11 protein-coding genes, 3 tRNA genes and 2 pseudogenes are annotated in these 14001 nt (G+C 40.0%); 9 read left to right on the forward strand and 7 right to left on the reverse strand.

From position 1 onward, the window contains the following. Positions 1-126 precede the first annotated feature (126 nt). Positions 127-1017 carry a DUF2971 domain-containing protein gene (locus tag J1G48_RS08730; RefSeq protein ID WP_000972946.1) on the forward strand — a complete coding sequence of 297 codons (891 nt, stop codon included), beginning with the start codon at positions 127-129 and terminating at the stop codon, positions 1015-1017. A 23-nt stretch (positions 1018-1040) separates the two neighbouring features. Here the strand turns inward: J1G48_RS08730 and mobQ are convergent, their stop codons facing one another. Continuing rightward, positions 1041-2561 carry a MobQ family relaxase gene (gene mobQ, locus J1G48_RS08735; RefSeq protein WP_000964102.1) on the reverse strand — a complete coding sequence of 507 codons (1521 nt, stop codon included), beginning with the start codon at positions 2559-2561 and terminating at the stop codon, positions 1041-1043. Between the two features lie 636 nt (positions 2562-3197). On the opposite strand from mobQ, the gene J1G48_RS08740 reads away from it, so the two are divergent. The 4 genes and pseudogenes from J1G48_RS08740 to J1G48_RS23280 all read left to right on the forward strand — a co-directional run. Next, on the forward strand, positions 3198-3503 hold the full coding sequence (locus tag J1G48_RS08740; RefSeq protein WP_000368357.1) for a conjugal transfer protein TraD: 306 nt from the start codon (positions 3198-3200) through the stop codon (positions 3501-3503). Positions 3504-3910: 407 nt separating this feature from the next. Continuing rightward, positions 3911-4468 (forward strand): type 4 pilus major pilin, encoded by a 558-nt coding sequence (locus tag J1G48_RS08745; protein WP_000243508.1) that lies wholly within the window; start codon positions 3911-3913, stop codon positions 4466-4468. Positions 4469-4483: 15 nt separating this feature from the next. Next, positions 4484-6322 (forward strand): tail fiber protein, encoded by a 1839-nt coding sequence (locus J1G48_RS23520; protein WP_001127942.1) that lies wholly within the window; start codon positions 4484-4486, stop codon positions 6320-6322. A 13-nt stretch (positions 6323-6335) separates the two neighbouring features. Then, a pseudogene (locus J1G48_RS23280) lies at positions 6336-6668 on the forward strand (pilus assembly protein PilV); the annotation flags it as partial. 227 nt (positions 6669-6895) lie between these two features. On the opposite strand, the gene J1G48_RS08755 reads toward J1G48_RS23280, so the two are convergent. Beyond that, positions 6896-7777: a toll/interleukin-1 receptor domain-containing protein gene (locus J1G48_RS08755; protein WP_000028416.1), complete on the reverse strand. Its 882-nt coding sequence runs from the start codon at positions 7775-7777 to the stop codon at positions 6896-6898. A 410-nt stretch (positions 7778-8187) separates the two neighbouring features. On the opposite strand from J1G48_RS08755, the gene J1G48_RS08760 reads away from it, so the two are divergent. The 3 genes from J1G48_RS08760 to J1G48_RS08770 all read left to right on the forward strand — a co-directional run bounded on the left by J1G48_RS08760 (position 8188) and on the right by J1G48_RS08770 (position 10340). Then, entirely contained in the window at positions 8188-8751 is a 564-nt protein-coding gene (locus tag J1G48_RS08760) for a hypothetical protein (RefSeq protein WP_000072670.1), read from the forward strand. Between the two features lie 361 nt (positions 8752-9112). Continuing rightward, entirely contained in the window at positions 9113-9610 is a 498-nt protein-coding gene (locus J1G48_RS08765) for a hypothetical protein (RefSeq protein ID WP_001084817.1), read from the forward strand. Between the two features lie 478 nt (positions 9611-10088). Beyond that, positions 10089-10340 (forward strand): hypothetical protein, encoded by a 252-nt coding sequence (locus J1G48_RS08770; RefSeq protein ID WP_000042271.1) that lies wholly within the window; start codon positions 10089-10091, stop codon positions 10338-10340. A 71-nt stretch (positions 10341-10411) separates the two neighbouring features. On the opposite strand, the gene J1G48_RS08775 is transcribed toward J1G48_RS08770, so the two are convergent. From J1G48_RS08775 to mtfA, 5 genes and pseudogenes are all read right to left on the reverse strand, one after another. Then, the gene (locus J1G48_RS08775; protein WP_001680077.1) at positions 10412-11686 is read right to left on the reverse strand and encodes an integrase arm-type DNA-binding domain-containing protein; all 1275 of its coding nucleotides are present in this window, start codon (positions 11684-11686) and stop codon (positions 10412-10414) included. Between the two features lie 179 nt (positions 11687-11865). Further along, positions 11866-11941, reverse strand: a tRNA-Asn gene (locus tag J1G48_RS08780). 421 nt (positions 11942-12362) lie between these two features. Beyond that, a pseudogene (locus J1G48_RS08785) lies at positions 12363-12668 on the reverse strand (Arm DNA-binding domain-containing protein); the annotation flags it as partial. A gap of 167 nt (positions 12669-12835) precedes the next feature. Beyond that, a tRNA-Asn gene (locus J1G48_RS08790) sits at positions 12836-12911 on the reverse strand. Between the two features lie 100 nt (positions 12912-13011). After that, positions 13012-13809 carry a DgsA anti-repressor MtfA gene (gene mtfA / locus J1G48_RS08795; protein WP_000598920.1) on the reverse strand — a complete coding sequence of 266 codons (798 nt, stop codon included), beginning with the start codon at positions 13807-13809 and terminating at the stop codon, positions 13012-13014. Positions 13810-13897: 88 nt separating this feature from the next. Between mtfA and J1G48_RS08800 the strand changes: the two genes are divergently transcribed. Continuing rightward, positions 13898-13987: transfer RNA gene (locus J1G48_RS08800), tRNA-Ser, on the forward strand. Positions 13988-14001 lie beyond the last annotated feature (14 nt).

Here is a 14001-nt window from a genome sequence, read left to right on the forward strand (position 1 = left end):
AGAGGATTGGATAGAGTGCCCTTAATCGACCTTGAGCTGAGACCTTAATAAATCAGGTTCGCATCTTACCTGACAAATTGCTCCCTGATATTAGAAACAGATGTGCTGGTAATGAAATTGTGTGGTATGATGATTTTAGAAATTGTCTCTTATAAAAGGACTTTGAATAAGATGAATACAATCTATCATTATTGCAGCCCTGAATCTTTCTTCAGTATTATTCAGAATCAGCGATTATGGCTAAGCTCTATGGATCATATGAACGATTACATGGAGAAAAAGTGGTTTTACTCTACACTTAAAAAATATTTATATAAAAACTTAGATGCTAACTGCGTTGACCAGTTTATAGCACATTTGGATGACAATATATCTATTGGAACACCATTTGCTTGTTGTCTATCTAAATCTGGGGATATTTTAAGTCAATGGCGTGCGTATGCAAAAGATGGCTTTGGTGTATCCATCGGATTCGACAGAGAAAAGCTCGATGTCTATGATGGGATTATAGGTAATAACCTTGATCCTAAACACCGACTAACTCTTAGCGATATATCTTATATGGATATTAACGTAATTGAATGCTTAGCTGAAAGGATATTATCAAGATATTCATTCATAAAAAAATACTATATGAATGAAATTATATCGACATCAAAATTTAACCGCTACGACAAATGCATCCTTGAATTAATTTCCAATATTATTCACTTAAATACCACGACTAAAAACCCAGCATTTAAGGAGGAAAAAGAAGTACGATTAGTTTATCAAACTCTTGATACAGGAAGATATGAATACCCAGAATCATCATCAATTAAAGATCTGAAATATAGAATATCCAATAATCAAATTATATCATATTACGAATTAGGTTTCCCAAAAGATGCCGTTTCAGAATTGATATTAGGTCCAAACAATAAATTTAAAGAAAGCGATATTGTTAACTTTTTGCAGTATAATGGTTTTGAACACAGCATAAAAATATTGAAATCAAAGGCCAGTTATGGAGCTTAAATAAAAATGTATTTTCTATTTTGCTATTCATTATAATTATTATTACGATATGCCAGTGGTCTCAACTTTGAAACATGGGACTTTCCTGAATACTCTGAGGGGCTTGATGGTATGAGATCTATGTATTTATCAATCTCTGTTTGTACATCTTTCGGACGACTTGGAAAACGAACGGTTTTGTCATGGTCTGATTCATTGCCATAGATGCTTGCTTCTGGTGATGTCTGGTCATTGTTAAATTTAGCGCGTTTTTCAAACTCCGAGCGTGGAACATTGATACCCAGCACTTCATCATAGACATAGTTCTCTGCGATACGCTTATCATGGTCAGCATCAGTGGTATCGGGTTTCCTTCTGGCCCATATAAATTTCTCTCTTATATATCCTACTATCAGTAGCGTGAAACGTTTAAACAAACCATTCTGGCGGGGCTTGGTCTGTTTCCTACTCCTCATCGGAGCGCGGTTCTTCGCTCTGGTGTTTTGAATAGATGGGGTTTTCAATTTAGTGGATGCAGTTGGTTCAGGAACAATCAGAACGGGAGATTTCTTCCCTGATACATTTACTTTACTGACCTTATTGGGATTACGGTAAGATTTTGTTGCTGGTCTTCTGCTTGTGGCGTGTGTCGTCATAACAGGTTGCTGTTTAGTTGTAGCCGGGAAGTCAGGGATAACGATTTCTTCGGGTTCAGCAAGATGTGTAATCGTAAAGCTTCTGACATCAACCACGATCTCCAGTGGTAGCTCACTGAATGTGTTGTAGACCTTCTTCGCTTCCTCTATTTGCTGATCACGTAAAGCTTGTTCTGTAGCTCGCTGTTCCTGTGACTCGGTGTTATTCCACTTGGCACGATGAACTCGTTGCATTGCTGGACGGTTTGTTTCGGTTGCTTTGGCAAGCCAGAAGGCTTTTTCTTCAGCGCTGAATGCTTCTTCTGCTTGGGCAAGGGCATCAGCACATTGAGTTCTGAGAGAACGGTGATCGATACGTTCTTCACGGCCTGCGGTCTCAAGGTAGCTGTTTGACATCGTGGCCCACGACTCACGCCACTGAACAACCATCTTCTTATCATTCCAGCTTCTGTCTTTTTTGCCGAAGCCTTCTGGACCAATGGTTTTCAGGGTTAACATGACGTGAGCATGTGGGTTTTTACTGTCCAGATCATGAAATGCGATATCAGCAATCATCCCCTTATCGACAAAGTTTTTCTGGCAGTATTCGGCAACTAATTTTTTCTTGTCATCATTGCTGAGTTCTACGGGGATAGCGACATCAAAATAACGCGCTGTTTGTCCGTTGTTCTGGCGTTCCACTCTTTCAACTTCATTCCACAATGCTGAGGAGCTTTCAACAATATGAGCAGGTGCGGAAACAGGTGCCAATATAATATGACCATGTAGATCTGTTCTGTGGCTGAAATCGTATGTTTCACCGATGCGATCATCTGTAATACGTGTACGGGTATGGTAGGCAGCCTTCGCAACGGAAGTCATGCCTTCGCTTCGTTTCACAATTTTAAAATCCAGATGAAAAATCGCCATTAATAAATTAACCTCAAATATAAATGCTGCCGTTAGTTTTACGTAAGAAAAACTTCGGGGTTGACGTTGGTTTTGCTTTTAGCCTGCGGCAGGCAACCGTCGGTAGACCCCACACACTGCGTAGCAGTGTATAGGTGGGCATTGTCTTTAAAAAATAAGCCAATGTAAAAACTCCCCCTTAGTTAATTAATACGAAATATACTGATAGTTGTAAAATGATGCGTTAAATTAAACGACACGAACTGGATTAAAGGTGTAGGTTTCACGTCCGAAGGGAAAAAATAAAGAAAAGGCCCGTAATGGCAAAAGAAGTATTAATTGTTCCCGCCGAAAGGCGGGATAGCTAAAATTGAAGAAAAAAGCTAATAAAACGGAGAGTGTTATGTGTTGCACAATTCACAGGTTGAGGTTGAAAAATAGAGTTTAAAGCTGATAGGTGAAAATAAAATAACAAAAGTACAAAAATAAGTAACGCGGAGAGTGCCAGATGTTTTGTGTTAGTGATTACTATCGCATGTATTGCACTATTTTATTTATGGATGCTCCAGAACTATTCCTTCTGACAAAACGGTGTAAATTTGACGTTATTTACCTTTGTGATAATTAAATACGTATAAACAATAAGAGGTAATAATCATGGATAATGAAACTAAAAGATCAAGAACAGAAAAAACATTAAAACAAAAGGTGGCATTTGCTCAACTTGAACTTAACCGTTTAAAGTCAATGGAGAAATCAGAACAAAAGAAAGTTGAAACAAGGCTTAAGATTATTCTTGGGGCAGAAGTAGCCAAGGCTATGAATTGTGGTATCGAACAGGTGGATAAGGAACTTGTTATGGGGATTTTACTTTCAGCATCTGAGTTGAATGATATTGAAAGAGTCAAATATATAAAAGCAGGGAGATGGTTTCTTGCTCAAATGGATGGCAGACAAAAATAAAAAATATTAAATAAATTTCATGACAGGGGTTGATATCTAATTAATATCTGTTATCTATATAAAAGAACAGAGCGCAGGATAATACTTTATTAATACATATTTTTTCCTTTTCAATCAATCATGCGTTCTGTTCGACCAGTAATCTGTTAATTTTTATCTTTATGTAGTAAACGTCATTATTACTTTTTCATCGGATATGATTATATATCTCATGGGAAGGTGATAATGACAAACGCTGTGATAATAAATGTTGTATTTAAATCTCCCAAAAGGCAAAGAGCGATCTTTGCCTTTTTCAATTCATCCGTCTATCAGATAGAGTTAAATATATCTTACGCCATCTATTGCCAGAAATGAGAGAAGCGTTATAACAGGAGATATCATTAAAATAAATAAAGGAGATAATAATGGTTTTATTAAATAGTAAAAGAAAAAGCAAAAAAGGTTTCTCATTACTCGAATTATTACTTGTTCTGGGGATTATTGCCGCATTAGTAGTAGCGGCTTTTATTGTGTATCCCAAGGTTCAGGCTTCACAAAGAGCGCAAGCGGAAAGTAATAATATTGCCACCATACAGGCAGGTGTCAAAGCACTCTATACATCAGCATCCAGCTTTACTGGGCTAACGAATACCGTAGCTGTTCAGGCAAAAATCTTCCCTGATAATATGTTAAGTGGAACAGGCAATGCAGCTAAACCAATTAACGCATTCAAAGGGAACGTGACGCTGGCTGCGGCAGCTACAGGTCCGTCATCTGCGGCAGGTTCTTCTTTCACTATCACATATGACAACGTGCCAGCAGCAGAATGTGTGAAAATAACCACAGCGGCGGCAGGCAATTTTTACACTGCTAAAGTGGGTTCTAAAGTAGTAAAAGCTGCAGATGGTACCCTTGATGTAGCAGCTACCGCCGCAGCATGTAATAACGCTACAAGTAATACATTAGTATTCACGTCTATTTAATTAAAGGGGCACTTTATGCCCCTTTTTGGATCATATTTTCAGATGGGAGATATAATTATGATAAAGAAAAGAGGATTTACTCTATTAGAGATCACCATCGTTTTAGGTATAGGTTCTCTTATTGGTTTTATGAAGTTTCAGGACATGAGGAAAGAACAGGAAGCAGTAATGGCACAGGCGGTAGGCTTTCAAATGAAACAGGTTGGCGAAGCAGTTAACCGTTATATTAGCATTCGCTATAATAAGCTTTCCACACTGTCATCTTCACGCAGTCAAAGTAGCGATCCGGGACCAAGAACCTGTACGGCTAATGGCTGTGAAATCACTTACCAGACGCTGGTGAATGAAAGTCTCTTGCCCTCTACATATGCGGGAGTTAATGCCCAAAAGTCTTCTTATAAAATCCTGTTAAAACGATCAGGCGTATCACCAAACTATGTTATCAATGGTTTGATTGCTACGACGATACCTTGGGTCGAAGGTGGAAAAACGCGATACGACCTGTTAGGAAAATCGATGCAATCAGCAGGTATTGATAGCGGTATGACGAAATCGCCTGCTCAGGCATCAGGATATAATGGAGTGTGGACAGAAAAGTCTACTGATTACCCGGCAATTAATAAAGCAGGATTACTGGTTTACCGTGTGGGCTATGATAGTTCTATGTATTCTGTTTACTTGCGTCGCGATGGAACATTGCCTATGACTGGAAATCTCAATATGGGCACTAACGATATTAATAATGCCAAGAACATTACCGCATCGGGAACGGGGATCTTTGGTGGGGATGTTTCTTCCGCAGGGAAAATAATCGCAGCACAAGAAATAATAGCGCATAATGGTTATGGTGATGCCATACATTTTGGCGGCGATGCTGTTAATAACGACTATGAAATAACCATGTCTAAGGATAAGACCTTATCTATTCATATGGCAAGCAATCGAACAGATCTCACTACGCTGAAAATTAGTGGAGGGCTGTCTACGATTGGTAATGGAACGATTAGTGGAACATTAGATACAGGTAAAAGTATCACATCCGGTGGACAATTTAATGGTCATAACGGTGGTGGTGATAGTTTCAGTATTGGTGGTGGAGATGCTAACGATTATGAGTTCAGATTAGATACTGTTAAGCCGCTAACCATCTGGCGAAATGGTGGCACCAGTACTGAAACAAGGCTTCAGGTTTTTGGGAAACAAACCAACCAAGGTGATTTTGCTATTACTCCGGGGACAGGAAGCACTGGTAGTATTGCAGCATCTGGAAATATTCAGGGACATACTCTACAACCTACATCGACGAATACAACTGGTGGGACATGTCCAAGTATAGGCCTGATATCTAAAGACAACATGGGAAATATATTATCCTGCGTTAATGGAAAATGGTCTGTTGTCAGTAACCTGCCAGTTGGTTCACCTGTTCCTTGGCCTTCAAATACAGCGCCTGTAGGTTGGTTAATATGCAGGGGACAATCTTTTAATACTGCCCTATATCCTCAGTTAGCAAAAGCCTATCCAAGAGGAAGACTTCCTGATTTAAGAGGAGTATTTATTCGAGGGCTGGATTCGGGAAGAGGACTTGACTCAGGAAGAGTTATTAATTCTTATCAGGATGATCAGATTCAAAATATTACAGGTCATATGGCGGCTGATGTATCACAGAGTGGAAACATCGGTAAATATGTGAGTGGCGCTTTCGCGGATAGTGGTGCGTTAGGTGAAGGTGATGAAGGTCATAAAAGCAATGAAGTAAGGAAATATACGTTTGATGCTTCGAGAGTCGTTCGGGCAGGTAATGAAACAAGACCTAAGAATGTTGCCATGAATTATATCGTTCAGGCACAATGACTATTTTAATGATCAGGCGACTTTAAATGCGAAATGTACGCCTAATGGTCTGGTGGGCCGAGACAGTATGGGTAAGGTTTTATCCTGCGTCAGTGGTAAGTGGCAAACAGTAAGTGGTGATAGATTAAAAGGTATTTATATCACGATCACAGACCAAGTATCGGGCTATAAGTGTGTAATACCAAACAGCGATACAAGGGGATGTTCTTGTCCGGGATCGGCATATAGCTCAAAATACAGCTATTTATCAGGAACGTTAATTGCTCAATATGATGATCAACGTTGTGGTGGTGGAAAGAATGATCACTTTTATAGTAATTACAGAAGATTATATGCATGCCAATAATGTTAACTGTTGAGGAATTAATGTTTGTGTTTAAACATTATAATAAAATTTAACTTTTAATAAATAACATATTATTTAATAAGTGTCTTTTAAAGATATTCACTTTTATAATATATCTGATTGTCTAATATATAGGGAGTAGTTTACAGCTCAATGAGTTGATTCAGTTTTCCCAAGTGATATGTATTCTCTCCAATGGAGAGTTCCCTTTCGCTTAAATATTTATTTCATTTCAATAATGATTCAAGCTGTTCAGCAATTTCATCAATGGTATTTATCGATGTATTTAATGCCATTTTATCTACTAGTGTAGGGCTGAATTTTAAAATATCAGATTTAGATACTTCGTGCCAGATAGGCAGTATTACTTGGTTTTCACCGCTCATCTCTCTAGCAGTCAAACCATTTAATTCATACTCTGTCCAGTCCTTTTTGATAAAGGATTTAGATAAAACAACAACTCCAAACCGAGAATTTGCTAATCCATAATCGATTGTCTTACGTAGACTTTTACCCCAGCCTAAAGAGAATTCGTCATACCATACATTTATCCCTTTTGCTCTTAACAACTCAGCAAGGGGACGGACAAAACTATCTTTATCTTCTGTTGCATGAGAGATAAAAACATCATAACTCTCTGTAATATCTTCTGTCTCATCAGATTTGTTGATGACTGGACGATTGAATTTATGGCTTGGAGATATTGCCCTTTTCTGCGATTTCAATTCTCGTGTGATTTTCTTCTGGTAATCTAATTGTTCTTTTTCAAGTTTCTTCTGTGCAGCAATTCTTTTTTTCTGGTCATTCTCTTGCTCTTTAATGAGTTGTAATTGATAACGGTGTAAGTCTCCAGTTTTTGCTGTTATTTTTTTATTAATATCTGCTTTTTTAGAGTTACATCTTGAAATATCATTTTTATGACGAGAGATCTCTGACATTTTGGAATTCAATGTGCTTAAAGACGTTGACTTAGTGACGCTACGCTTTATTTGATTGATTTTTCCTGAAAGTTGGGCCTCTTTACGCTGCTCATCAGAAAGTTGTTTTTGTAGACTAGCAATGTCTTTTTGTATTCTGTTGATATTTGACATTGTGGTGCTTATAGACATCAGATTAACTCCCTGAGATATTTACATATGGTGTATACTACACTATCTATGTACTTGTAGGCGATTGATTTTACCTAATAATATATCGATAAAAGAGGACTTTCTTATCAGGCCGTTCTAACTCTATACTTCAACACCTGAACATGATCTCCATCATTGAAGTATTTAGCTCCGCTGGTAAAGGTGCTTAGTCTTTTGGCGTGCCCGGAATGACCACTGTTGCTTGGCGCGTGGACAATAAATTTACGCGTTTAGTTGGTCATTTTTGCTCCAATATTCTTAATGGATACATTCCCCTTCATTATGAAATTTGCATTAATATCATTAAAATGAATGTCATTTGATATTTATTATTAGGTATAGAAATGTGTATAATCGATTATTGTTTTATGTATACGATATGGTGGGAAATGAGTAATACTACAGATTGGATTAATACTATATCTAATGTGATGATCGCCGGTTCTGCGATTTATGGCGCTTTTAAGGCTAAGAGCTATTTCAAAAGTAAAAATGATGAGGAAGCATATAATGATGCAAAAAAATTGATATTTGAACTGTATCCTCAATATAGAATTGATTTGCATAAATTGGTTATCGTTTTGTTATCAATGACATCCAATAGAATTCCAAATGATATATTGGAAACTCGGTTGGAGAAAATTACCAATAGACTGTCTAATACACAAATTGAAATTGTAACTATCAGTTCCAATATTATTGAACGCCATAGATGGAAGATCAGAGATGATTTTAAAGAGTCTTTTGAAATAATTAAAAATATCTATAGGAATAAATTAAGTTTTCCATTGATTAATGTAGTGGATGAAGTAAGTCAAAGCACAGAAACTGAAAGGCAAAATATACTTAGAGAATTAATAGGGAAATGTCATGAAGGTATTGATGCCATTCATACATTCACAGATAATAAATTTAGAGTTGACGAGTATTTCGTTCGTCCCTTTTTAAACTAATTTTTCTATAAGAAGATTGATATGAGCAATGAGAAAACATCAGAGGAATCATTTTTCAATAACATAAAAAGTTCCTTGATCGAGCGTTTCACGACACCATTATATGTATATGTTATTTCAGCCTTCTGTATTGATAATTGGGATAAGATATTATTTATTATGTTTGGAAAAGGGAACATTGAGTATAGGACGTCGATAGTTCAAATGCAGGGCATTAACTTTTGGCAACCTATTGTTTACGGTATAATCATAACCATAATAATGCCTTTTTTATCAAGAGCGATAGAATTTTTCCATCTTAAGTCGGACAGATATTATCTGTACTCTTTCCTCCAAAAGGGACTCTCGTAGGGTAAAAAGTATGAACTCTATTAGAGTGATTGAACGTCAACATGAAATAGATATGATTGAAGGTGAAGCAAAACATAAAGCAGAACTTGAAAGAATAAAATCTGAATCTCAATACAATACGAGCGAGTTAAAAGAAAAACTTGAACGGCTTGATATAATTGTCAAAAACCAAGAAGCGCGAAATAATGAACTATTAGAAGAGCGAAAAAAATTAGATGATGATCTCAATAATATATTCATTTTTGTAGATGATCTTAGGGAAACTGTATTGAGAGTAAATAATGCTTATAATCGGTCTATGAAAGAAGATGATGTTGTAAGGAAAAACATGATATTATCCCCTATATATGAGATAATAAAGGAATCAAAATTTAAAGACATAGAGAAATATCTAGAAAAAGTCGGTGTTCTTGAAAATAGTTTAAAACGTCTCCGAGACTCCGAAAGAAAAACATTTTCAATGGATGAACTGGAAAATAACGACTATAATGCAATAAATGCCGATTAAGACACGTTATTTAAAATAATTACCTAAGCATGATAATCATGTTGTAAATATATAATACTGTATTGATAAACAGATTGGATACCACTTGTGCGATACCCCGTCCAATCATCCATCAATGCCACATGCTTAGCCCATAGCGTCCCATGTTGATACTCTGCTTTGGCCTTATCTTCTAACTGGTGAGCTAACGCATGTTCAATGATATTCCTCGCGTATTATGAGCACGGCCTCCCCACTGATTTTCAGAAGGCAACAATTTCAGGATGACAATGAGCTTTTAGCGTATCTTGTTCCTGTTAGACAAAATATTTTTATAAATAAAATCAATTAACTACACGTATACTGTGATTTTATACAGCAATGATGTTGTCTTTAGTGGAATTAAAGCTTATAAAGAATATGGTTATAACTGCATATAGTGATTTTTTTGATGAAGACACTACATAAGTGATGTTCATGACTTTTGGGGATGCGTTTAATGAGTAAAAATGTAAAACAGACTTCTGAAAATGTGGCTTCTACTGCTGCAAAAACGCTGACTGATCCTAATGCCTCAGCCATCCAGAAAAGCCTTGCGGGTTCCGCGCTTTCTCAACGTGGGACGTCAAACCAGACCAGTGGCAAAATGGAACATAAGGCATCATCGGCCCTTGATAACCCACGCTCTAGCGAATTAACGAAGCAGCTTGCTGCTTCGGTATTGGCACAATCAAACAAAGGGCGTAAGTGATAAGTAACAGGGAGAGTAAAACCTCCCTGTATTTTTTGATTTAATGCGATTGTTTGCTTGTAGGAAGGTGATTATTGTTTCTGAGCAAACTCAAACGGCCTGACCATCTCATACCGATTCTCATCAAGAAAATCAGCCCACCACTGGAGCATCAGGCGGCGTTGGTCAAGATGCTTGGCCTTATGGGTATAGGCTGCGCGAACGCTGTTACTTTCCTTATGGCTCATTTGAAGCTCTACAGCATCTTCTGACCATAGACCAGACTCAATTAAGGCACTACACGCCAGTGTGCGGAAACCATGACCGCAGATGTCCTGTGTGGTGTCATAGCCCATCTTACGTAGCGCCTTGTTAATAGTGTTTTCACTCATGGGTTTGAATGAATCATAACAGCCAGTGAAAATTAATTCTGCTTCGTTACCTTCTTCATAGGTAAGCTGGCGGATCTCTTTCAGTATCTTGAGAGCCTGCCTGCAAAGGGGAACGAAGTGCTGACGTTTCATTTTAGCCCCACGAGTCGAGTGCTTGACGTTTTCAATCGCTTCCCGCTGTTCGGGGATCACCCATAACTTACTTTTGAAGTCGATTTCCGACCACCGGGCGAAACGAAGTTCGCTGGAACGAATGAAGATCAGCAGATTGAGTTTAATCGCTAGCGTAGTCAGTCCACGACCTTTGTAGGCATCAATACGTTCAAGCAGTAGCGGGATCTCTTCCAGCTCCAGTGCAGGGCGGTGTTCCGTCTCTGGTTTCTGGACAGCGCCTTCCATATCATAGGCCGGATTATGACGCATAAGCTTTTGCTGGACGGCATGACGTAGGATCGCGGTGATGTATTGCTTAATCCGCATGGCAATTTCAAGGTAGCCGAGTGTTTCCGCTTTTTTGACCGGGACAAGCAGATCACCCGTATCCAGTTCTGAAACGTTTCTGTCGCCTATATCCGGGAAGACATAGGTTTCAAGGCGCTTCCAGACAGTATCGGCGTAATCTTCTGACCATTTTGTTTTGGTGGCAAACCAGCTTTTGGCGACGACACGGAACGAGCGGGTTTTATCCCGCTTCTCCTGAAGGACTTTTTCATCAGCCTGTTTTTTAGCGTTCGGGTCAATCCCCTGAGTCAGCAGCCTTTTGGCCTCGTCCCGGCGTTGTCTGGCATCGGCAAGTGAAACCGCAGGGTAAACCCCAATGGAAAACACCTTCTGTTTGCCATCAAAGCGATAGCCTAACTGCCAGTATTTTGAACCGTTAGGATGCACCAGCAGATAGAGGCCAAACCCGTCAGTGAGCTTGACGGCCTTTTCCGATGGTCTGGTATTTTTTACTTTGGTATCAGTAAGTGACATGACGGTTCCCTCCGCGTGCTGGTAAAACACAAATCGAACCAGCTTTACCAGCATTTTTACCAGCAAAAGGGTATGGCTTCGAGTGGTTTTTAGTGAACGAGAGTGAACCTGAAGAAGGGAATAACCAGTTGATATAAATGCAGAAAGCAGACGTCAGTGAACGTCTGCTTTCCTTAATTTGGCTCCTCTGACTGGACTCGAACCAGTGACATACGGATTAACAGTCCGCCGTTCTACCGACTGAACTACAGAGGAATCGTGTGAACGGGGCGCATAGTAACGATGTGCGATCGGCTTGTCAAAGGGGGAAATAAGGTTGCGCGTTTGTTTGCTGACAAAAACAACAAAGCGTTGAAGTTTTGATCTAATTTCTACTTTGCCCCGGCATGGCGCAACTTTGTCTGTAATTGCACAAGTCAAATGCTGTGACCTTACCGCAATGGCTATGTGCCGGCGTCTGATGAAACGTGAAAAACTGGCAGGCACTTGGCAAATAATTCTGAGACATAACGCCGTAGAGATTAAGGGCAGGGGGCAGAATGAACTTTAGACGTGAAATATTTTGTAAAAATGGTTGATACAGGCAGTCTGACGCCGGTAGCGGAAATGGCAGATAAATTTCTGGTGCAGGCGAAAAGATTTCCGTCAATATCATAGGCAGAATTATGGCGCATCAGCTTTTGGCGACGACACGGGACGAGCGGGTTTTATCGCGCTTTTCCTGAAGGATTTTTTCATCAGCCTGTTTTTTGCGTTCGGGTCAATCCCCTGAGCCAGCAGCCTTTTGACCTCGTCACGGCGTTGTCTGGCATCAGTAAGAGAAACCGCAAGGTAAACCCCAATAGAAAACACCTTCTGTTTGCCATTGAAGCGATAGCCTGTCTGCCAGTATTTTGAATCGATAGAGGCCAAACCCGTCAGTGAGCTTGACGGCCTTTTCCGCTGGTCTGGCATTTTTTACTTTAGTATCAGTAAGTGACATGACGGTTCCCCCCGCGTGCTGGTAAAACGCAAATCGAACCAGCTTTACCAGCAAAAGGGTATGGCTTCGAGTGGTTTTTAGTGAACGAGGGTGAACCTGAAGAAGGGCATAACCAGTTGATATAAATGCAGAAAGCAGACGTCACTGAACGTCTGCTTCCCTAAATTTGGCTCCTCTGACTGGACTCGAACCAGTGACATACGGATTAACAGTCCGCCGTTCTACCGACTGAACTACAGAGGAATTGTTTCAACGAGGCGCATAATACTGGGCCGGCTATAACGTGTCAACAGTAAAATTAACGCGCCAATTCAATTGGTTAATTAACCCACAAAGTGAGGAATTAATGTTCGGATTCCTCGCCGTAGTCGCCTTCGGCAGCGCTTACCCGTAAGCGCTGAGAAGGATCCTGGCGATAGAACTGGCAAAAACGCTGCCATAGTGCCGGGAAACGTGGAGCAAACAGTTCTGGCGCGCTGAAAAAATACTCTGACAACACGGCAAAACATTCTGCAGGGTCGGTGGCGGCATAGGCATCTATACTGGCAGCGCTTTCGCCAACAAGATCGATTTCATCCTGAATATTATTCATTGCCGCGTGGAGATCGTGTTCCCAGCCAGCCACATCGCGTAACGGGATGAAAGGGATGCCGCTGGCGCGATCGCCATTACGCATATCCAGTTTGTGCGCGACTTCATGAATAATGAGGTTGAAACCCGAAGCATCGAACGAGTCCTGGATATCCAGCCAGTTCAGAATGATGGGCCCTTGTTGCCAGCTTTGCCCCGACTGTACGACACGCTGGCTATGCACCAGACCTATGTCATCTTCCCATTCATCATCTACCACAAAGGGCGCGGGATAAATGAGCACTTCATGAAAACCATCAAGCCACTCAATACCGAGCTCCAGGATCGGTAAGCAAAAAATTAACGCAATACGTGCACTTTTTAACGAGTCGAGCTCAAATCCCTGTAGCGCTACCAGTCTTTTCTGCTGCAAAAAACGTTCGGCTAGCGCAATAAGCCGAGCCTGTTCTTGCGCGGTGAGGTTTACCAGAAGAGGTATAGCCAGCGCATCATCCCACGGCCAGTCTTCGTTCTGGGTTATTTCTTGTGCTTTCCAGGGCCACTTAATCATCGTTTTGCTCGTAAACTCGTCACTTGAACAAAATTACCCGAATAGGGTCTGTTAAAATGCCAAATTACCTGGCATCATTGCAATATACGGAGAGATGCCGGAGCGGCTGAACGGACCGGTCTCGAAAACCGTTGCGGGGGTAACTCCGCCGAGGGTTCGAATCCCTCTCTCTCCGCCACTATTCAAGCACTT

Source organism: Salmonella sp. SAL-020 (genome assembly GCF_017372215.1).
GTDB classification, from domain to species: domain Bacteria; phylum Pseudomonadota; class Gammaproteobacteria; order Enterobacterales; family Enterobacteriaceae; genus Salmonella; species Salmonella enterica.

Excerpts from the sequence above, each read along its gene's own strand:
- J1G48_RS08730 (WP_000972946.1), top strand. The coding sequence starts at position 127 with ATGATGATTTTAGAAATTGTCTCTTATAAAAGGACTTTGAATAAGATG.
- mobQ (WP_000964102.1), bottom strand. The coding sequence starts at position 2,561 with ATGGCGATTTTTCATCTGGATTTTAAAATTGTGAAACGAAGCGAAGGC.
- J1G48_RS08740 (WP_000368357.1), top strand. The coding sequence starts at position 3,198 with ATGGATAATGAAACTAAAAGATCAAGAACAGAAAAAACATTAAAACAA.
- J1G48_RS08745 (WP_000243508.1), top strand. The coding sequence starts at position 3,911 with ATGGTTTTATTAAATAGTAAAAGAAAAAGCAAAAAAGGTTTCTCATTA.
- J1G48_RS23520 (WP_001127942.1), top strand. The coding sequence starts at position 4,484 with ATGCCCCTTTTTGGATCATATTTTCAGATGGGAGATATAATTATGATA.
- J1G48_RS08755 (WP_000028416.1), bottom strand. The coding sequence starts at position 7,777 with ATGTCTATAAGCACCACAATGTCAAATATCAACAGAATACAAAAAGAC.
- J1G48_RS08760 (WP_000072670.1), top strand. The coding sequence starts at position 8,188 with ATGAGTAATACTACAGATTGGATTAATACTATATCTAATGTGATGATC.
- J1G48_RS08765 (WP_001084817.1), top strand. The coding sequence starts at position 9,113 with ATGAACTCTATTAGAGTGATTGAACGTCAACATGAAATAGATATGATT.
- J1G48_RS08770 (WP_000042271.1), top strand. The coding sequence starts at position 10,089 with ATGAGTAAAAATGTAAAACAGACTTCTGAAAATGTGGCTTCTACTGCT.
- J1G48_RS08775 (WP_001680077.1), bottom strand. The coding sequence starts at position 11,686 with ATGTCACTTACTGATACCAAAGTAAAAAATACCAGACCATCGGAAAAG.
- mtfA (WP_000598920.1), bottom strand. The coding sequence starts at position 13,809 with ATGATTAAGTGGCCCTGGAAAGCACAAGAAATAACCCAGAACGAAGAC.